The following is a 19,892-nucleotide window of genomic DNA, read 5'->3' as shown; positions in this document are numbered from 1 at the left end:
CCCATGACCTGCGCATTCAAAGTGAACAACACCCCATCAGGTTGCCGGGGTTCAGTCCTGTTCGCCTTGGCGGACCTCCACGATGGGCAGCAGGCGCGACCCACGGGGCTCTCGGGCTTGACGCCGCCATCAAGTTAGGCTGTGCACCCGCGCCCAGCGCCTCGCCGGCCGGACGACGACTCCGCCCTCCCCGAGGGTCCTTGCTCGACGCCGGGGCTTCCGGTGATACCGGAAGCCCCGGCATCCCCGGCGAGTTACTTCTCGACCGGGCAGCCCGACGCCGCGGGCTCAGTCACCCGGACCCCGGGGCGATCTTGGTTTGTGGGACGGGAGAGTTGGCGTAGGGTTGCGCATACCGACGCGGGGTGGAGCAGCTCGGTAGCTCGCTGGGCTCATAACCCAGAGGTCGCAGGTTCAAATCCTGTCCCCGCTACCAAGAACTGAGGGGTCGGCCAGGTTCACTGGCCGGCCCCTCAGCCGTTAGTCCTTGTAGTCGGGGGCGATGCGCTCGACCAGTCGCAGCAGTGCCGACCAGGCGAGGTCGTATGCCGTGTCGTCCTGGAGGTCCGAGCTGTCGTCCTCGCCCGTGAGTTGGCGTGCGGTGAGTTCGCAGATGTCGTGACCGGGGGTGACGAGAGGGGTACCCGCGGCTGCGGCTGCGGTCTGGATCTCGCATGCCTTGTCCAGGTAGTACATGCGCAGGAACGCTTGGGCGGGGGTCTCGCCGACCGTGAGCAGGCCGTGATTGCGCAGGATCATCGCGGAGTGATGGCCGAGGTCGGCGACGAGGCGCTGCTGTTCGGCGAGGTTGAGGGCGACGCCTTCGTAGTCGTGGTAGCCGAGCCTGCCGTAGAACTCCATGGAGATCTGGTTGAGCGGGAGCAGGCCGTGTTCCTGGGCTGCGACGGCGCAGCCGGCCTTGGTGTGGGTGTGCAGGACGCAGTGCGCGTCGGGCCGGGCGGCGTGGATGGCGCTGTGGATGACGAAGCCGGCGGGGTTGACCGGGTGGGGGCTCTCGTCGACGGGGTGGCCGGCCAGGTCGATCTTGACGAGGTTCGATGCGGTGATCTCCTCGAAGAGGAGGCCGTAGGGGTTGATCAGGAAGTGATGCTCCGGACCGGGGAGCCTGACGGAGATGTGCGTGAAGATCAGGTCGGTCATCCTGAAGTGCGCCACGAGGCGGTAGACCGCGGCGAGTTCGCGGCGCAGCCGCCGTTCCTCGTCGGCCGCGGTCGGGGTAGTGCGGTCGGGGCGCAGGGACAGCTCGGTCATCAGTGGCTCTCTTTCCGGTGTGCGGTCGGTGGTCGGGGGACGAGTGCATGCCCGGCGCCGGCACGACGATATCGGCGGTTCGTACTGGCGCCGAAGTGGCGGTTGTGTCCAATATGGAATCGCCCATTGGATGAATCCAGCACTCCCGCGTGATGCCGCTGGGCGGGGAGGATGCCTCCTGATGACCGAGTCCGAGCAGCCGTCCGTGCCCCTGAGCGCGTTGCTTGCCAACCCCGCCCTGGGCCTGCGCCAGGTCGCGGGCCCGGCCGGGGACCACCGTGTCAGTACGGTCGGCACCACGGAGATCGAGAACCCGACGCCGTATCTGGTGGGCGGCGAGCTGCTCCTCATCGCCGGCGTGCGTCTTCCTCGCGACGCGGAGGGCATCGACACGTATGTACGGCAGGTCGTCGCCGCCGGAGTGAGCGCGCTCGGGTTCGGCGTCGCCCCCGTGCACCAGGAGGTGCCGCCCGAGCTCGTCGCCGCCTGCGACCGCCATGAGCTGCCGCTTCTGCGACTGCCGCCGGCGACCCCGTTCGTCGCCGTCGGGCAAGCGGCCTACGCCGCGATCGCCGAGGCCCGCAACCGTGAGCTGCGCGAGATCTCCCGAGCACAATCGGCGCTGGCCACGGCCGCCGCCCGGCCGGATGCGCTCCGGGCCGTGCTCGACCGGCTCAGCGCGCACACCGGCGCCTGGGCGGTCCTCTTCGACGCCCAGGGCAACGAACTGTTCAGCGCCGGTCCCCGCCCCGCGTCACCCACTCCGGAACGCGTACGTGACCTCGCCGTACGCACCACCGCCCGCGTCCGCACCGGCCCCGCCGGCCGATCCGCACCGGCCGCGGCAGCCGATCACGAGGGCGGAACCCACCTGACCGTCCACACCCTGCCCGGAGCCGACGGCACCACGACACTCGCCCTCGGCCAGGCCGCCACCACGGCCCCGACCCTGGTCCACCGCCAGGTCACCAGCACGGCGACGGTCCTGCTGGCCCTGCTCACCAGCCCCCGGCACGCCCTGGGCACCGACACCCACAGCGCCGGCGCGCTGGTACGGCTCATGCTCGGAGCCACCCCGGCCGACGTCGCACCCGCCCTCAGGCCCGCCGGCACGACGCAAGCCGGACACTGGATCGTGGTCCACGGCCGGCACACGCCCGCACGCTCCACGTCGGCACCGCACCCGGGCGACGACCCGGCCCAACTCGCCACCCTGGGCACCGCCCTGGGCACCCCCTACCTCCACGTCGACGGCTCCGAACTGAAAGCACTGGTCCCCAGCGCACCGGACGCCCGCCCCGAGGCTCCCGCGCAAGCCGCCGACCTGGGCTGGGTCCTCGGTTTCAGCACACCCGCGCCGGCCTCGGACCTGCCGCATGCCGACCGTCAGGCCGAACGCGCCCTGCAACGCGCGATCGCCGCGCAAGTGCCCGCCGCCGTCCACACCAGGGACCCGCTCACCGTTCACGGGCTCATCCCCCCTGCCGACGCCCGGGATCTGGCCCGCGCCCGCTTCGCCCCTCTCGAGCAGGCCGGCGCGCCGGGCACCGCAGTCCTCCTCGACACCCTGCGGACCTGGCTGACCCTTCACGGCAGCTGGGACCGCACCGCCGCGACCCTCCATGTCCACCGCAACACCGTGCGTCACCGCTTGGCGCGGGTCGGCGAACTCCTCGACGTCGACCTGCAGGACCCCGGCGTACGCATGGAACTCTGGTTCGCCCTGCAGTGGCTGCCCGGCGAGACGGGCGAGTAAGGCGCCCGCTGACCTGACATTCCTTGGCCGGAGATGCGCTTCCTGCGGCGGCATCTTCAGGGCGCAGAGGGCGAGTTCATCGGTACGGGAGGATCGCCCATCCCGGCCGAGGAGAGCAGCGCGGTGTGAAAGTGCGTCCAGGTGGACGGCTGGAGGAGGAGGGACCTCGGAGTAGACCACGTCCATGGCTCCGGGCTCGGCGAAGGAGATGATATTGAACGCGCCGTTCAGGCCTTGGTGCGCGCCACCGCCGAACGGGAAGACCTGGAGGGTGACGCTCGGCAGGTCGGACACCCTCGTCAGGTGGTCGAGCCGGCCGCGAGCCACTTCCGCTCCAGGGTCGCGGACGGGGACCCAGCCGCGCTCCATCTTCGTGATCTTTGTGATCGCCGCGGCCTGATATCTTTTTCTGAAAGTGTATATACGCGCTATTGGGGGTGCCATGTCCCGCACAGTCATCGACCTCGACGACGAAGCCCTCGCTGAAGCCGCCCGCCACCTGGGCACGAGCACGAAGAAGGACACCGTGAACGCCGCGCTCAGGGAGATCGCCGACCGGCGGCGGCGTGCCGTGGCGGTGGAGCGTATGCGGCAGATGGTCGCCGAGGGCGAGATCGACTTCTCGGCCATCGAGGGGCCTGCCCCCTCGGCCTCCGCCGAGGGGCACCACGCGGCGTGAGCGAGACGTTCCTCATCGACACCAGCGCGCTCATCCGCTTCTACCGAGGGCAGACCGGACCCGAGTGGGACCAACTCGTCTGCTCGGGTCTGGTCGGGTTGTGCGAGCCCGTGCGGCAGGAGTACCTGAGGGCGGTCGGGGGGCGTCCGGCGTATTACGAGGCGGACGGTCTGCTCCGGGCGACGTTCCCGTACTACGCGATGCGTGACTCCGTCTGGGAGGACACGGCCGTGTTGCAGCAGACGCTCGCCGACCGCGGATGGCATCAGTGCGCGAGCCCGGTCGACCTGCTGGTGTCCGTCACCGCTCAGCATCACAAGCTGACCGTGCTGCACCAGGATGCCGACTTCGAGGCCATCGCCCGCGCCACGGGGCAGCCGGTCCGCCGCATCGTCGACTGACGCCCCCCGGTGTGAACGTACGAGCGGCCGCACTCGCCGGAAGACCGAGGCGGCCGCACGGACCCACTTCCCAGGGGGCTCAGCTCACCCCCACCGCGGACCAGGCCGCCGCCACCGCTTTGTACTCCGCACTGCTCGCCCCGTACAGATCCTTCGCCGCGTTCAGCGTCGCCGTGCGGGCGGCGGCGTAGTCGGTCGAGGAGGTCATGTAGACCGTGAGGGCGCGGTACCAGATGGCGCCGAGCTTGTTGTGGCCGATGCCGGTGACCGTCGAGCCGTTGCAGGTGGGGGAGTTGTACGAGACGCCCTTGATGGTCTTCGCGCCGCTGCCCTCGGCGAGGACGTACGCGAAGTGGTTGGCGACGCCCGAGGAGTAGTGGACGTCCAGGTTCTTGACCGAACTGCTCCAGCAGTCCACCGAGTTGCCGTCCTTCGACGGCTTGTCCATGAAGCGCAGGGCCTTCTTGCCGAAGCCCGAGCGGACGACCTTCTCGCCGATCAAGTAGTCGCCGGGATCGGTGGAGTTGGCCGCGTAGAACTCGACCAGCGTGCCGAAGATGTCCGACGTCGCTTCGTTGAGCCCGCCGGACTCGCCCGAGTACGTCAGCGCCGCCGTGGTCGACGTGACGCCGTGGGACATCTCGTGGCCCGCGACGTCCAGGGCCACCAGCGGTCCGAGCGCCGTCCCGTCACCGTCCCCATAGGTCATGCAGAAGCAACTGTCGTCCCAGAAAGCGTTGTTGTAGTTGCTGCCGTAGTGCACGCGGTTGTACGAGCCCTTGCCGTCGCCGGCGATACCGCTGCGGCCGTGGACGTTCTTGTAGTAGTCCCAGGTCTTGTCCGTGCCGTACTGCGCGTCGACCGCCGCCGACGAGCGGTCGGACGCCGTCCCGGTGCCCCAGTGGTTGTCCGCGTCCGTGAAGAGCGTCGCGGGCGCGCGGCTGATGCAGATCCCGAGGATGCACACGTCCGTATTGTTCGCGGCGTCGCCGGTGTACGTGTTCCCGCGCGTCGCGTCCTTGAGCTGGTACGTCGATCCGGAGAGCGTCGTCTTCAGCGGGACCGTGCCGCCGTACAGCGACCGCCCGTCCCCCGTCGCCGTCTCGATGCTGTCCCACGCGTCGATCTGGTCGCCGCTGCGGGCGTCGGTCAGCACGGTGCGGGCGACCGGGTTGCCGAGGGAGTCCTGTCCGACCACGTCGGTGCGCCAGGCCAGCCGGGGTGCGCCGTGCAGGGCGTCGACGACCAGCTCGGGCTTGGCCGTCACCTTCTTCAGCAGCTCACCGACGTTCGCGGCGCGCAGCGCGGCGGAGGCCAGGTCGGCGGCCTTCGGCGCGGAGAGCGAGGGCTTGATGGTCGAGAGGGAGAGGGCGCGGGTGGTGGCGCGGTCGGCGCCGCGGTAGGAGCCGCTCGGGGTCAGATGGAGGACGAAGTCGCCGCCGAGTACCGGGAGTTGACGGTACGTACGGTCGTAGCGCACATGCTGGCTGCCGTCCGCGTCCACGACGACGTCCCGGACGTCGGTACCCTGCGCGGAGGTCAGGCCCAGGCGGGCGGCCTGGTTCAGCAGCACCGAGGCCGCGTTGTCGATCGCGGTGGCCGTGGTCGGACTGTCATCCGCGTTCGCGTTCGCGTTCACTTCCGCGTTCGCGGTCGGGGTGAGCGCGGCCGCCAGCAGCGTGGCAGCCGTCGCGGCTATGCAGGCGGTGGCGAGGCGGGAACGGGAACCGCGGATCTGCTGTGTCCTGCGCATCGGTCTCCTTGTGCTGAAGTTGATCTCAGGTTTAAGGGTTCATGACATGGCGTGTCCATAGCGCTTACTGGGGGAGGTGTGAGGGGTGAGAATCGTTTCTGCAAAGGCCTGTGAAGCGGGCAGCCCGAGGAGACGAGTGGAAGAGGAGAAGAGTGGAGAAGAGGATGGCCGAGTGAACCTGCCCTTCTTCGTCTACGGCACCCTGCGCCCCGGCGAGCGCAACCACGCCCTCTTCCTGTGCGGACGCACGGCGTCGGAGGAGCCGGGACGGCTGGCGGGCGCGGTGCTGTACGACGGCCCCGGCTACCCCTACGCGGTGGAGGAGAGCGGAGGTGTGGTGCGCGGGGAACTGGTCACCGCGCTGCCCGAGGTGTACGGGGAGCTGCTCGGCGCGCTCGATCGGCTGGAGGAGTACGTGCCGGGCGACCCCCGCAATCTGTACGAGCGGGTGGCCCGGGAGGTGACCCGCGAGGACGGGACGGCCGTACGGGCCTGGGTGTACGTGGCGGCGCCCGCCGTCGCCGCCGGGTTGCGGGCCCACGGGAAGCTCATCGAGGGCGGGGAGTGGCGCGGGCGCGGCTGAGGTGCGAGGCCTCCACCTCGGCAGGCGTCCGGAGGGCAGGCGGGTGGCCGGTCGGACGTGACCGTTCCACGAACAGCGGGTCGACGTGCGTCACATGAGCCGCACCAGCAGCGTCCCAGGAGCCCCCGCCACCGTCACGCGCAGCGCCGCCCCGTCCCACTCCGCCGTCCCGGCCGGCGCCGACGGATGCAGGATCTCCACCCGGACCTCCTGCTGCCCCGCCAAGTGCGGTACGGGCAGTACCTGTTCGCCCGAGTTGCCGCCCCGCCACCACACCGACACATACGTCGCCCCCGCGACCGGCGCCCGCATCCCCAGCGCCACCCACGCGTCCGTCCACCTCGGCAGCCCCAGTGGCCAGAACGGCACCGCGGTCCGCAGCTCACCCCGCAGCCCCTTGTACGTCGCCACCGCGTCCCGCACGAGTTCGAGTTGCCGCGAGGTCATGCGATCGAGATGCCCGGAGAGATGGACCCGCCCCAGCAGCGCCGAGCCGAGCGTGAAGCCGATCTCCTCGTCCGTGAACTCCGGTTGCGGATATGCCCATACGGCCCCCTGTTCGGGAGGCGCCACGGTCGGCGCGGAGGCGGCGATGGGTGGGTAGCGGAGCGGATCCTGCTGGTCGGAGGTGGACTGGAGCTGGGTGACGGCGAGGGACGCGCCGTCCATGCGCATACCGCCCGACCCGCAGTTCTCCACGACCAGACCCGGATGGCGGTCCAGCACGGCCGCCAGCCAGGACAGCCAGGCGCGCGAGTGGTCGAGGAGCCCCGGCGCGGAGGTGGTGATGTTGTAGTCGAGTTTGAGATAGCCCACGCCCCAGTCGCCGACGATCCGATCGACCGTCCGGTCGAGATGTGCGCGGGCGGCCGGATGCGTCAAGTCCAGCTGGTGACGCCCCTGTTCGGTGACGCGCACACCGCCCGCGTGGCGGAGAAAGGCGTCGTCCGGCAACTCGGCCGCGACCGGACTGCGTACGCCGACCACCTCCGGCTCCAGCCACAGCCCCGGCACCATCCCGCGCTCCCGGATCCGGCCGAGCACGGCCTCGAGACCACCGGGAAAGCGCCGCGCCGACGGCAGCCACGCACCGACGCTGTCCCACCAGCCCCCGCCCTCGCCGCCGTCGGCAGCCCCGTCCTCGCCGCCGCCCTCGTCGTCGTACCACCCGGCGTCGATACAGAAGTACTCCGCGCCCGCCTCGGCCGCCGCGTCGATCAGGGGCAGCAGCTTCCTGGTGGTCGGGTCGCCCATGAGCGTGTTCATGTAGTCGTTGAAGACGACGGGGAGCCGCTCGTGGTCCGGGTGCGGGCGGCGGATCAGGCGGCGGTACGAGGTCAGTGCGGCCAGCGCGCCGTCGAAACCGTCGCCGAGCGCGATGGCCGCGTACTCCGAAGCGAACTCGGCGCCGGGGGCGAGGACATGATGCCACTGGTGATCGTCCGCCGTCGGGCCGCTCAGGGACAGATAGGTGTGGTGGTCCGCCTCGCCCGCCTCCCACAGCCAGCTCGCGGCGGACTCGATCTGCCAGAGCCAGCAGCGCCCGTCCGTACGGTCGGTGAACGCGCCCATCGCCAGGTGCCCGTCGGTGGGCCAGCTTCCGTGCCCGGCGAGCCGTATCCCGGCCCGCCCGTCGTGCCCGTGGAGGGCGCGCCCGATGTCGGGCACGGACTCCCGCAACTCCTCCTCGTACCAACGGCATTCGGCGCCCCAGTCATTGCGCGCCCGGTGCACGTCGAGCACGTCCGGCGAAGGGAGCCCGCCCAGCAGCAGACTGCTGACGGAGCGCACGGTGACCGGCGCGTCCCCGTCGTTGCGGAGCCGGACGCGGGTGCGCAGCACGGGCACCGCGTCCGGCGAGGCGTACTCGACGAAGACGGTCAATCCGCCGGCGGGGTCCTGGAGTTGGATGGTGAGGTGGTGCCAGCCGTGGCCGTACGTGGCGTGGTGGGCGCGGTGCCGGAGGCGCTGCCCGAGTGCCGTACCCGTGAAGCGCGGCGCGGACCAGCCGGTCCCTTGCCCGAGCAGGGTCACGTCGACGAGCGGCGGCCCGGTCTCGGCGCCGCCGACGGCACCGGTGGCCTCCTTGGGCTCCGGTTCGCCGGGCTGCGTCAGCCGGACCAGCCGGGGTGCGCGACCGTTCAGATCGAAGTCGGCCTCGAGTCCGGAATGGCCCCAGCGGTAGCTGTCGTCCCGCGTCACGTGATCATCCCCCGCCGCCGACCGATCCCGAACCGGTCGGCTGACCAGCGGGGTGGCACGGGGCCATGCTAGGCACAGCCACACTCCGCCAACGAGGGTTGACGGTAAGACAGTCGGGCCTCCCGGGAAGAACTTCGTCGTCGGCGTCGCGCGGCCCCCTGGGACCTGTCCGGTCGATCACGGTGGAGGAAAGCAGCGGTGTGTGGTCGGTGCCGGTGAGCGGGGTGGGGTGCGTGCAGCTGCAAGGCGGAGGAGGGCGTCGACGCGGAGCGTCGGCAACCGACGACAACGCGGCAGATGTGCGTGCCCCACCCCGCGTCTCCGCCGTGATCGACCGGACAGGTCCTAGGGCCGGGTGACCGCCTCCAGCCGCACCGCGCACGCCTTGAACTCCGGCATGCGTGAGGTCGGGTCGAGGGCCGGGTTGGTCAAGGTGTTGGCCCGGCCCTCGCCCGGCCAGTGGAAGGGCATGAAGACGGTGTCGGGGCGGATGCCGGTGGTGATCCGGGCCGGCGCGACGGCCCGCCCCCGGCGCGATACGACGGCCACGGCGTCCCCGTCCACAGCGCCGAGCCGCTCGGCCAGCCGCGGATGCATCTCCACGAAGGGTCCGGGCGCGGCCGCGTTGAGCTCGTCGACGCGCCGGGTCTGCGCCCCCGACTGGTACTGCGCGACCACGCGCCCGGTGGTCAGCAGCAGCGGATACTCGGCGTCCGGTTCCTCGGCGATGGCCCGATGCGACACGGCCACGAACCGCGCCCGCCCGTCCTCGGTGGCGAAACGGTCGAGGAAGAGCCGGGGAGTGCCGGGGTGTACGCCATCGGGCAGACGGCCGCCGTCGGTGTCGCTCGCCGGGTCGTCGGCCGCCAGGTCGAAGCCCGAGTCCTCGGCGTCCCCCGCAGCCCCGCTCTCGAGGGCATCCGCACCTCCGTGCGACGACGGATCCTGCGCCGGGCACGGCCAGAACACCCCGGCCCCTTCGCCCTCCGCCAGCCGCCGATAGGTGATCCCCGAGTAGTCCGCCACCCCGCCCGCGCTGGCCCGCCGCAGCTCCTCGAAGACCTCCTCCGGGTCCGTCGGGAAGCCCTTCTCCATGCCGTCGCCCAGGCGGGCGGCCAGTTCGTGCAGGACGTCCAGGTCGCTGCGTACGCCGGAAGGAGGGGTGAGGGCCCGGCGGCGCAGCAGGACGCGGCCCTCCAGGTTCGTGGTGGTGCCCGTCTCCTCGGCCCACTGGGTGACCGGGAGGACGACATCGGCGAGGGCTGCCGTCTCGGAGAGGACGACGTCCGCGACCGCCAGGAAGTCCAGCGACTTCAGGCGCTCCTCGATGTGCGCGGCCCGGGGCGCGGACACCACCGGGTTCGACCCCATCAGCAGCAGCGAGCGGATGTCCGTACCCAGGGCGTCGAGGAGTTCGTACGCGCTGCGGCCCGGACCCGGCAGTGAGTCCGGGTCGACACCCCACACCTCGGCCACATGCCGCCGCGCCGCCGGGTCCGTCAGCTTGCGGTAGCCGGGCAACTGGTCGGCCTTCTGGCCGTGTTCGCGCCCGCCCTGCCCGTTGCCCTGCCCGGTCAGAGCGCCGTACCCGGACAGCGGTCGCCCCGAACGCCCCGTCGCCAGCGTCAGGTTGATCCACGCGCCCACCGTGTCCGTACCCTTGGACTGCTGCTCGGGCCCGCGCGCGGTGAGCACCATCGCGGCCGAAGGTTCACAGAACAGCCGTACGGCTTCCCGGAGTTGAGGAACGGATACCCCCGTGATCCGCTCCACGTACTCCGGCCAGTGCGCCATGGCCGCCGCCCGCGCCTCCTCCCAGCCGCTCGTCCGCTCCTGGATGTAGGCCTCGTCCGTGCGCCCCTCGGCGACGATCAGATGCAGCAGGCCCAGCGCCAGCGCCAGGTCCGTACCCGGGCGGGGCGCCAGATGCAGGTCTGCCTGCTCGGCCGTACGGGTACGGCGCGGGTCGATGACGATCAGCGTGCCGCCGTTCTCCTTCAGCTCGGTGAGGTAGCGCAGCGCGGGCGGCATCGTCTCGGCGAGGTTCGAGCCGACCAGGATCAGACAGCCGGTCCTCGGAATGTCCTCGAGGGGGAACGGCAGCCCCCGGTCCAGGCCGAAGGCCTTGATGCCGGCCGCCGCCGCGGAGGACATACAGAAGCGGCCGTTGTAGTCGATCTGCGAGGTGCCGAGGACGACGCGGGCGAACTTCCCGAGGGCGTACGCCTTCTCGTTGGTCAGTCCGCCCCCGCCGAACACCCCGCACGCGTCCGGGCCATGCTCCGTGCGCGTGCGGGACAGCCCCGCGGCGATCCGGTCCAGGGCCTCGTCCCAGGTGGCGGGCTCCAGAACGCCCGCGTTCCGGATGAGCGGGGAGGTCAGCCGCACCTGGGACGAGAGCAGTGCGGGCGCCGTACGGCCCTTGCCGCACAGAGCGCCCCGGTTCACCGGGAAGTCCGCGCGCTCCGCCACCTCGACGGTCCCGCCGGGCGCGGGCGTCAGATTCATCCCGCACTGCAGGGCGCAGTACGGGCAGTGGGTGGGCGTCGCGGAGGTCGGCATACCGCTCAGCGTGCGTCGGGCGTGTTACGCGCCGGGGTGGGGCGCGTTACGCGGCCGGGACGGGCACCTCCCGGCCGGGCGCCGGCCGCCGTGAGGCGCGGAGGCACACTGCCGAGTGAGGCACGTCCGGTACACGCAGGGAGCCGCACTTCGACGCGAAACCGCAGGTCCGTGATGCTTGGACCGACCGGCAAGGGACGCGCTGCCTACTCGTTCGCCGCCAACGCCCGTTCCACACCTGGTTCCTTGGGGCCCAGGAATGTGGGATCAGGCTTGAAAAGGGCGTCCCACGCCGCCTTTCCCGCCGCGAACATCTCGCGCACACCCCCGTAGTACCAGGTGACGTCGTGCCTGGCGTCGACCCCGATGCCGTACGACCGCACCCCCGCCGCCTGGCACAGCGCGACCGCGCGCCGGATGTGGAAGCCCTGACTGATCAGCACGGCCTCATGAACCCCGAAGATCTTCCGGGCCCGCACACAGGAGTCCCAGGTGTCGAAACCGGCGTAGTCGCTGACGATGCGGCCGTCCGGGACGCCCTGCTCCGTCAGGTAGGCGCGCATCGCGTCCGGCTCGTCGTACTCCTCACGGCTGTTGTCCCCGGTGACGAGCACGACCTCGATCCGCCCGGCCCGGTACAGCTTCGCCGCCGCGTCCAGCCGGTGCGCGAGATAGGGCGACGGCTCGCCGTTCCACAGCCCCGCCCCGAACACCACCGCGACCTCGGTCCGGGGCGCGTCCGCGGTGGTCCGCAACCGGTCGCCCGCCGCCGTGTACATCCAGGTCGCCGGAAGCAGCGCCAGCACGCACAACAGCATGATCGCCTGCACGGCCCGCCGCTGCCCCGTGCGGGTGCGCGGCAGGCGCGGCAAGCGCGGTCTACGGAAGTGCGGGCGCGGCAGGCGCAGCATGATCGGTGTCTCCCAGAGGGCGTCGGCTCGCGGAGGTGTTCGTGTCGGTACTCGCGTCGATGTCGCGTCGAAACCTCGTCGGTATCGCGTCGGTATTCGACAAATGAGGACGCAGAGTAAGCCTTTCCGGTTCATCGAAACGTGGTGGCCGGTCTCACTCGACGCGACGGAACCGCAGGTGGGAGCGGCTCACACAACCCCCGGACCGCACCGTGAACCCCCGGAAAACACCCGTCATGCCCGCGCAACGGCGCGGCAACCTCGTACCGTCACGATTTATTCATGACGGCGTCGAACCCTCTTCGCGACGAGTCCCAGACCAGGCCCGGCGGCCAGCCGCTCCGTGGCGCCCACCTCGACAGTACGGCGCAACTCATGAACGCGATCACCAGCCAGCTCGGCAGTCAGCTCAGCCTCGTCTCGCTCGACGGCACCCGCCGTCCCGTGCCCCCGCCGCTCGTCCTCGTCGGGCACGGCAGCCGCGACCCGCGCGCGCTGAGCACCGTACGCACCCTGATCGAACGGGTGCGCGAGCTGCGGCCGCACCTGTCCGTGCACCTCGGCCACATCGAGCTCAACGAGCCGCTGCTCCCCGACACGCTCGCCTCCCTCGACCCCACGGGCGAGGCCGTCCTCGTGCCGCTGCTGCTCAGCCGCGGATACCACGTCAAGCGGGACATCCCCGAGGCCGCGGCCGCCGTCCCGGGGCTGCGCGCCCGTGTCGCCGCCCCGCTCGGCCCGCACCCGCTGCTCGTCGAGACGCTGTACGCACGACTGGTCGAGGCCGGATGGCGGACCCGGATGAGCGACGCCGCCCGCCGCGCCAGTGGTGTCGTACTGGCCGCCGCCGGCTCCCGCGACCCCGAGGCGGCCGTCGACGCCCGCCGTACCGCCCAGCTGCTGGCCGAACGTCTCGGCGTCCCGGTCGTCCCGGCGTACGCCTCCACCGCCGCGCCCACCGTCCCCGCCGCCCTGCGCGCCATGGCCGCCCGCGGCCGCCACCGCGTCGCCGTCGCCTCCTATTTCACCGCTCCCGGCCGCTTCGCCACCGAGTGCGCCGAGGCCGCGCCCTGGATCTCCTCCGCCCCCCTGGGCACCCACCCGACGATGGCCCGCCTGATCCTCCACCGCTACGACCAGGCCTTGGCAACCCAGGCCACCACAGAACCGGCACTGGCCTCGGCTTAAGATCCCGCAACAAAACCCGGCAGACGCGCAGGCACAAACACCCACGCCCCGATTGTCAGCAGCTCCGCTTACTGTCGAGTCATGGAAGGCACCAGCACCGACCCCACCCCCCAGGCACAGACGTACGAGAACCACGTCGCACCCCCCGGCTACGCCCCGACGGCAGTCGCCCGCTGGGCCCCCGAGCCGGACAAACGCCCCGGCCGCACCGCCTTCCAGCGCGACCGCGCACGCGTGCTGCACTCCGCCGCGCTGCGCAGACTCGCGGGCAAGACCCAGGTCGTCACCCCGGGCACCCGGAGTCAGGCCTGGGACGCCAGCGCCCGCACCCGGCTGACCCACTCCCTGGAGTGCGCCCAGGTCGGCCGTGAGCTGGGCGCCGCCCTCGGCTGCGACCCCGACCTCGTCGAGGCGGCCTGCCTCTCCCACGACCTCGGCCACCCGCCCTTCGGGCACAACGGCGAACAGGCGCTGAACGAGTTCGCGCAGGACTGCGGCGGCTTCGAGGGCAACGCACAGTCGCTGCGACTGCTCACCCGCATCGAGCCCAAGCGCTTCGTCCGCTCTTCCGCGACGGACGAGCTCGTCAGCGTAGGACTGAATCTCACCCGCGCGACCCTCGACGCCGCCACCAAGTACCCCTGGCCGCGCGGCGCCCACCCCACCGACCCCAAGTCCCCGAAATTCGGGGTCTACGACGACGACCGGCCGGTGTTCGACTGGGTCCGCCAGGGCGCCCCCGGCACCCGCGCGTGCTTCGAGGCCCAGGTCATGGACTGGTCGGACGACGTCGCGTACTCGGTGCACGACGTCGAGGACGGCCTGCACGCGGGCCACATCGATCCCAACTGCCTGCATGCCGAGCCGGAGCGGCAGGAGATCTTCGCGGTGGCCCTCGGGCGGTACGTGCCCACGGACACCGACCCCGCCGAGCTGTCCGAGGCCCTCGACCGCCTCCTGGACCAGGAGTGGTGGCCGCACGGATACGACGGATCGGCCGTCGCACAGGCCCGGCTGAAGGACGCCACCAGCCAGCTCATCGGCCGCTTCTGCCTGGCCGCCGAGGCCGCCACGCGCGCGGCGTACGGCACCGGCCGGCTCACCTGGTACGCGGCGGAGCTGGTTGCCCCGCGCGCCGCACGGCACGAGTGCGCCGTCCTCAAGGCGGTCGCCGACCGGTACGTCATGCAGCGCGCCGAGCAGGAGCGGCTGCGCGCCGATCAGCGGATCGTCGTCGCCGAGCTGGCCGAAGCACTCACCGCGCGCGCCCCGGACGGGCTGGACCCGCAGTTCCGGGCCCTGTTCGACGCGGCCCCGGACGACCGCGCCCGCAAGCGGGTGATCGTCGACCAGATCGCCTCGCTCACCGACGCCTCGGCCGGCTCACTGCACCTCAGACTCACCACACGCCCCGCCACAGGCGGCGCTGTGTGACCCTGCGTGGCCTGATCGGGCCACTCCCTCTTCCCGCATCACGCTGCGTGCGGGACGCTCGCATGTGGCGACATCCTTACGAGGAGGAATCAAGTGGTCGACGCGGATCAGACATTCGTCATCGTCGGAGGAGGCCTGGCAGGCGCCAAGGCCGCCGAGACGCTCCGAGCGGAGGGCTTCACCGGCCGCGTGATACTGATCTGTGACGAACGCGATCACCCCTACGAACGCCCTCCGCTCTCCAAGGGCTACCTCCTCGGCAAGGAGGAGCGCGACAGCGTCTTCGTGCACGAACCCGCCTGGTACGCCCGCAACGACGTGGAGCTGCACCTCGGCCAGACCGTCGACGCGATCGACCGGACGGCCCGGACGGTCCGCTTCGGCGACGACGGCACCCTGGTCCACTACGACAAGCTGCTCCTCGCGACGGGCGCCGAGCCGCGCCGGCTCGACATCCCGGGCACGGATCTCGCCGGGGTCCACCACCTGCGCCGCCTCGCCCACGCCGAGCGGCTGAAGGGAGTGCTCGCCGCGCTGGGCCGCGACAACGGCCACATCGTCATCGCGGGCGCGGGCTGGATCGGCCTGGAGGTCGCGGCGGCGGCCCGTGAGTACGGCGCCGAGGTCACCGTCGTCGAACCCGAGCCGACCCCGCTGCACGCGGTCCTCGGGCCCGAGCTCGGCCAGATCTTCGCCGAGCTGCACCGCGAGCACGGCGTCCGCTTCCACTTCGGCGCCAGGCTCACCGAGATCGTCGGCCAGGACGGCGTGGTCCTCGCCGCCCGCACCGACGACGGCGAGGAGCACCTCGCCCACGACGTGCTCGCCGCGATCGGCGCCGCCCCGCGCACCGGCCTCGCCGAGGCGGCGGGCCTCACCCTCGTCGCCCGCGCGCACGGCGGCGGCATCGCGGTCGACGAGCGGCTGCGCACCTCCGACCCCGACATCCACGCCGCCGGTGACGTCGCCGCCTCCCCCCACCCCCTCTTCGACACCCGGCTGCGCGTCGAACACTGGGCCAACGCGCTGAACGGCGGACCGGCGGCCGCCCGCGCGATGCTGGGCCGTGAGATGACGTACGACCGCGTGCCCTATGTCTTCTCCGACCAGTACGACGTCGGGCTCGAGTACTCGGGCTGGGCGCCCCCGGGGACGTACGACCAAGTGGTGATCCGTGGAGACGTGGGCAAGCGGCAGTTCATCGCGTTCTGGGTGAAGGACGGGCGGGTGCTGGCCGGGATGAACGTGAATGTGTGGGACGTCACGGAGCCGATCCAGCAGCTGATCCGATCCCGGGCCCAGGTGGACACCGACGCGCTCGCGGACCCGCATGTTCCGCTGGACAGCCTGGTCCCGTGAGAGACGGCGGCGCTCGACTGTCACACCCTCACCGTAGAATCCATGCGTGGCTGGAAGGATCAACGACGAGGACGTGAAGGCGGTTCGGGACGCGGTCCCGATCGACGCCGTGGTGTCCGAGTACCTTCAGCTGCGCAACGCGGGCGGCGGCAACCTGAAGGGTCTCTGCCCCTTCCACGACGAAAAGTCACCGTCCTTCCAGGTCAGCCCGAGCAAGGGACTCTTCCACTGCTTCGGCTGCCAGGAGGGCGGCGACACCATCACGTTCGTGATGAAGGTCGACCACCTCTCCTTCTCCGAGTCGGTCGAGCGCCTCGCCGCGCAGGCCGGCATCACCCTTCGCTACGAGGAGGGCGGGTACAACCCCGCCCACCAGCGCGGCGAGCGCATCCGCCTGGTCGAGGCCCACAAGATCGCCGCGCAGTTCTACATCGAGCAGCTCGACACCAGCCCCGAGGCCGACACCGGCCGTAAGTTCCTGGCCGAGCGCGGTTTCGACCAGGCCGCCGCCGCGCACTTCGGCGTCGGCTACAGCCCCCAGGGCTGGGACCACCTCACCCGCTACCTCCGCGGCAAGGGCTTCAGCGACAAGGAGCTGCTCCTCTCCGGCCTCGCCCAGGAGGGCCGCCGCGGCCCCATCGACCGCTTCCGCGGCCGCCTCATGTGGCCCATCCGCGACATCGGCGGCGAGGTCGTCGGCTTCGGCGCCCGCAAGCTCTACGAGGCGGACAACGGCCCGAAGTACCTGAACACGCCCGACACCGCGATCTACCGCAAGTCCCAGGTCCTGTACGGCATCGACCTCGCCAAGAAGGACATCGCCAAGAGCAGCCGGGCGGTCGTGGTCGAGGGCTACACCGACGTCATGGCCTGCCACCTGGCCGGCATCACCACCGCCATCGCCACCTGCGGCACGGCGTTCGGCGGCGACCACATCAAGATCCTCAGACGCCTCCTGATGGACAACGGCTCGGCCCGTGTGATCTTCACCTTCGACGGCGACGCGGCCGGCCAGAAGGCCGCCCTGCGCGCCTTCGAGGACGACCAGAAGTTCGCCGCCGAGACCTACATCGCGGTCGCCCCGGACGGCATGGACCCCTGCGAGCTGCGCCTCGCGAAGGGCGACGAGGCCGTCGCCGACCTGGTCGAACCCCGCACCCCGCTGTTCGAGTTCGCGCTGCGCCACATCGTCGCGCGCTACGACCTGGAGACCCCGGCCGGCCGCGCCGCCGCCCTCGACGAAGCGGCGCCCATCGTCGCCCGCATCAAGAACAGCGGAGCCCAGCACGAGGTCGCCGTGCAGCTCGCCGGCATGCTCGGCATCCTCGACACCCAGTTCGTGGTCAAGCGCGTTGCCCAGCTGGCCCGTTGGGCCCGCGACCGCGGCGGCAAGGGCCCGGCGCCGACGCCCGGACAGCGCCCGCAGCAGCCGTACGCCTCCGCCGCCCGGGCGACCGGCGGCGGCCCCGCGCTCAACCTCCGCAACCCCGTCTACGCCACCGAGCGCGAGCTGCTCAAACTCGCCCTCCAGCGCCCCGACCTGGTCTCGCCGGCCTTCGACGCCTACGGCATCGACGAGTTCACCGCCGAGCCGTACGCCGCCGTACGCCTGGCCATCATCGAGGCGGGCGGCGCGGAGTACGGCGTCCAGGACCCCCAGGAGTATCTGGTCCAGGTCCGCGAGGCCGCCCCGGACGACGTGGTGCGCGCCATGGTCACCGAGCTGGCCGTCGAGGCCATCATGCGCAAGACCGTCGACGAGACCTACGCGGGCGACCAGCTCGTCATGGTCCGTCGCCGCGCCGTCGACCGCCGCATCCGTGACGTCCAGGGTGCCCTGGCCCGCGCGAGCGCCCAGGGCGACCCGGCCCAGCTGGCCGCCGTACAGAACGAGTTGTGGGTGCTCCAGCAGTACGAGCAGGCGCTGCGGGAGCGAGGGGCCGAGGCGCTCTGACGTTCGGCCCTGGGGCCTGTCGTTTGGATCACGCCGCGGACGCGGGGTCCGGCACACGCGTCCGCGGCGTTGTCGTCGGTTGCCGATGCCCCGCATCGACGCCCTCCTCCGCCTTGCGGCCGCACGCACCAGACCCCGCTCACCGGCGCCGACAAGGCATCGTCGATTCCCCGCGACCTGATCCGAACGACAGGCCCTGGTGCTGCCGAGTCGTCGCCTTCCGCAGGTTTCGCGCCCCCGACGGCGCGCACTCGTCCATGTGGGTAACCGGCCGGTCACGGACCGGACGCAAAAAGTCACCGCACGCCCCTCGTGGCGGCGATGTGTCGTACTCCACACTGGGTTGCGGTGCCTGAGTCCTCGGAGCGCGGCCGACCCGTACGCGACGGGTCCATCATCCCCGCGATTCCGCCAAACGACTTCGGGATGGACGGCGGCAAGGCCGTTGCCCCCATCCCTGACATAACGCTGCCGCACGCCTCAGCAGCGACATTCCTGGAGGTCGCCCCCGTGCAGACCCAGACCCTCGCCCAGACCGACACCACCATCGACGCGGACGCGGAGAACGACGTCGTCGCGGGCGTCCCCCCGCAGAGCCGTGCCGCGCGCCACCCCGAGACGGAGCCCGAGGTCCCGCCCGAGCCGGCCATCGGCGTCATGGAAACCGAGGTCGAGGCGCCCGAGCCCGTCACACCGCCCCGCGGCCGCGCCACGGACACCGGTGGCCCCTCCTCGGACCTGTTCCGCCAGTACCTCCGCGAGATCGGCCGCATTCCGCTGCTCACCGCGGTGGAGGAGGTCGAACTCGCCCGCCGGGTCGAGGCCGGTCTCTTCGCCGAGGAGAAACTGCGGCTCGCCTCCGACCTGGACAGTCAGCTCGCCCTCGACCTGGACAAACTGGTCGTCATGGGCCGCATGGCCAAGCGCCGCCTCATCGAGGCGAACCTGCGGCTCGTCGTCTCGGTCGCGAAGCGGTACGTGGGGCGGGGCCTGACCATGCTCGACCTGGTCCAGGAGGGAAACCTCGGCCTGATCAGGGCTGTCGAGAAGTTCGACTACGCCCGCGGGTACAAGTTCTCGACGTACGCGACCTGGTGGATCCGGCAGGCCATGTCCCGGGCCCTCGCCGACCAGGCCCGGACCATCCGAGTCCCCGTCCACGTCGTCGAGTTGATCAACCGGGTCGTGCGCGTGCAGCGCCGCATGTTGCAGGAACGCGGGTACGAGCCGACGCCGGAAGAGGTCGCCGCGCATCTCGACCTGCCGAGCGAGAGGGTGAGCGAAGTCCTGCGGCTGGCCCAGGAACCCGTCTCCCTGCATGCCCCGGTGGGGGAGGAGGACGACGTCGCCCTCGGTGACCTGATCGAGGACGGCGACGCGACGTCTCCGGTGGAGTCCGCGGCGTTCCTCCTCCTGCGCGAGCACCTGGAGGCGGTTCTCTCCACGCTCGGCGAACGTGAGCGCAAGGTGGTCCAACTCCGTTACGGTCTCGCGGACGGGCGTCCGCGCACCCTGGAGGAAATAGGCCGCATCTTCGGCGTGACGCGTGAACGCATCCGCCAGATCGAGTCCAAAACCCTCAACAAACTGAGGGACCACGCCTTCGCGGACCAGCTGCGGGGCTATCTGGACTGAGCCGGGACCGGGACCGGGACCGGGACGGGGACCGGGTCCGGGTTTCTCGCCCCCGCCGCCCCTACCCGTCCCGTCCCCTGGGAGCTCCGCCCCCAGACCCCCGTTCGGCCTGGACGGCCTCGTCCTCAATCGCCGGACGGGCTGGGATACCTGGCGGGGGTCCAGGGGGCGCAGCGCCCCTGGCGGGGTCTGGGGCGGAGCCC

14 protein-coding genes, 1 tRNA gene and 1 pseudogene are annotated in these 19,892 nt (G+C 71.4%); 10 read left to right on the top strand and 6 right to left on the bottom strand.

Translation table 11 applies throughout. From position 1 onward, the window contains the following. Positions 1 to 359 precede the first annotated feature (359 nt). Positions 360 to 436, top strand: a tRNA-Met gene (locus AB0D57_RS25985). A 44-nt stretch (positions 437 to 480) separates the two neighbouring features. On the opposite strand, the gene AB0D57_RS25980 is transcribed toward AB0D57_RS25985, so the two are convergent. Next, a complete protein-coding gene (locus tag AB0D57_RS25980) occupies positions 481 to 1,272 on the bottom strand; it encodes a class II aldolase/adducin family protein (protein ID WP_362077548.1) in 792 nt (263 codons plus the stop codon). A 181-nt stretch (positions 1,273 to 1,453) separates the two neighbouring features. Here AB0D57_RS25980 and AB0D57_RS25975 point away from each other — a divergent pair, with 181 nt between their 5' ends. Further along, on the top strand, positions 1,454 to 3,028 hold the full coding sequence (locus tag AB0D57_RS25975; protein WP_362077545.1) for a PucR family transcriptional regulator ligand-binding domain-containing protein: 1,575 nt from the start codon (positions 1,454 to 1,456) through the stop codon (positions 3,026 to 3,028). A gap of 168 nt (positions 3,029 to 3,196) precedes the next feature. On the opposite strand, the pseudogene AB0D57_RS25970 reads toward AB0D57_RS25975, so the two are convergent. Next, positions 3,197 to 3,397: pseudogene (locus AB0D57_RS25970) on the bottom strand (Scr1 family TA system antitoxin-like transcriptional regulator); the annotation flags it as partial. Between the two features lie 73 nt (positions 3,398 to 3,470). Here AB0D57_RS25970 and AB0D57_RS25965 point away from each other — a divergent pair. After that, the gene (locus tag AB0D57_RS25965) at positions 3,471 to 3,707 is read left to right on the top strand and encodes a type II toxin-antitoxin system VapB family antitoxin (protein WP_362077542.1); all 237 of its coding nucleotides are present in this window, start codon (positions 3,471 to 3,473) and stop codon (positions 3,705 to 3,707) included. Further along, positions 3,704 to 4,108, top strand: a complete 405-nt coding sequence (locus AB0D57_RS25960) for a PIN domain nuclease (RefSeq protein ID WP_362077539.1) — start codon at positions 3,704 to 3,706, stop codon at positions 4,106 to 4,108. Before AB0D57_RS25965 ends, AB0D57_RS25960 begins: the two co-directional genes overlap by 4 nt. 79 nt (positions 4,109 to 4,187) lie before the next feature. On the opposite strand, the gene AB0D57_RS25955 is transcribed toward AB0D57_RS25960, so the two are convergent. Continuing rightward, on the bottom strand, positions 4,188 to 5,861 hold the full coding sequence (locus tag AB0D57_RS25955; protein ID WP_362077536.1) for a M4 family metallopeptidase: 1,674 nt from the start codon (positions 5,859 to 5,861) through the stop codon (positions 4,188 to 4,190). A gap of 172 nt (positions 5,862 to 6,033) precedes the next feature. Between AB0D57_RS25955 and AB0D57_RS25950 the strand changes: the two genes are divergently transcribed. Beyond that, positions 6,034 to 6,444 carry a gamma-glutamylcyclotransferase family protein gene (locus tag AB0D57_RS25950; RefSeq protein WP_362077533.1) on the top strand — a complete coding sequence of 137 codons (411 nt, stop codon included), beginning with the start codon at positions 6,034 to 6,036 and terminating at the stop codon, positions 6,442 to 6,444. A 90-nt stretch (positions 6,445 to 6,534) separates the two neighbouring features. Here the strand turns inward: AB0D57_RS25950 and AB0D57_RS25945 are convergent, their stop codons facing one another. The 3 genes from AB0D57_RS25945 to AB0D57_RS25935 form a co-directional block, all read right to left on the bottom strand. Further along, positions 6,535 to 8,646, bottom strand: a complete 2,112-nt coding sequence (locus AB0D57_RS25945) for an alpha-galactosidase (RefSeq protein WP_362077530.1) — start codon at positions 8,644 to 8,646, stop codon at positions 6,535 to 6,537. A gap of 345 nt (positions 8,647 to 8,991) precedes the next feature. Next, complete coding sequence (locus tag AB0D57_RS25940) at positions 8,992 to 11,208, bottom strand: molybdopterin oxidoreductase family protein (protein ID WP_362077527.1); 2,217 nt, start codon at positions 11,206 to 11,208, stop codon at positions 8,992 to 8,994. 206 nt (positions 11,209 to 11,414) lie between these two features. Next, positions 11,415 to 12,119, bottom strand: coding sequence for an ElyC/SanA/YdcF family protein (locus tag AB0D57_RS25935; RefSeq protein WP_362077524.1), 705 nt, complete (start codon positions 12,117 to 12,119; stop codon positions 11,415 to 11,417). Positions 12,120 to 12,401: 282 nt separating this feature from the next. Here AB0D57_RS25935 and AB0D57_RS25930 point away from each other — a divergent pair, with 282 nt between their 5' ends. From AB0D57_RS25930 to AB0D57_RS25910, 5 genes are all read left to right on the top strand, one after another. Beyond that, positions 12,402 to 13,307 carry a sirohydrochlorin chelatase gene (locus tag AB0D57_RS25930; RefSeq protein ID WP_362077521.1) on the top strand — a complete coding sequence of 302 codons (906 nt, stop codon included), beginning with the start codon at positions 12,402 to 12,404 and terminating at the stop codon, positions 13,305 to 13,307. 81 nt (positions 13,308 to 13,388) lie between these two features. Then, positions 13,389 to 14,741, top strand: a complete 1,353-nt coding sequence (locus AB0D57_RS25925; RefSeq protein ID WP_362077518.1) for a deoxyguanosinetriphosphate triphosphohydrolase — start codon at positions 13,389 to 13,391, stop codon at positions 14,739 to 14,741. Positions 14,742 to 14,834: 93 nt separating this feature from the next. Next, positions 14,835 to 16,100 (top strand): FAD-dependent oxidoreductase, encoded by a 1,266-nt coding sequence (locus AB0D57_RS25920; protein WP_362077515.1) that lies wholly within the window; start codon positions 14,835 to 14,837, stop codon positions 16,098 to 16,100. A gap of 46 nt (positions 16,101 to 16,146) precedes the next feature. Continuing rightward, on the top strand, positions 16,147 to 18,054 hold the full coding sequence (gene dnaG / locus AB0D57_RS25915) for a DNA primase (RefSeq protein WP_362077512.1): 1,908 nt from the start codon (positions 16,147 to 16,149) through the stop codon (positions 18,052 to 18,054). Positions 18,055 to 18,402: 348 nt separating this feature from the next. Beyond that, positions 18,403 to 19,689, top strand: coding sequence for an RNA polymerase sigma factor (locus AB0D57_RS25910; RefSeq protein ID WP_362077509.1), 1,287 nt, complete (start codon positions 18,403 to 18,405; stop codon positions 19,687 to 19,689). Positions 19,690 to 19,892: the final 203 nt, after the last annotated feature.

This window comes from Streptomyces sp. NPDC048275 (assembly GCF_040652275.1).
Classification (GTDB): Bacteria; Actinomycetota; Actinomycetes; order Streptomycetales; family Streptomycetaceae; genus Streptomyces.
The sequence above is the reverse complement of the archived record's forward strand: the minus strand, read 5'-3'. Positions and strand labels throughout refer to the sequence as shown.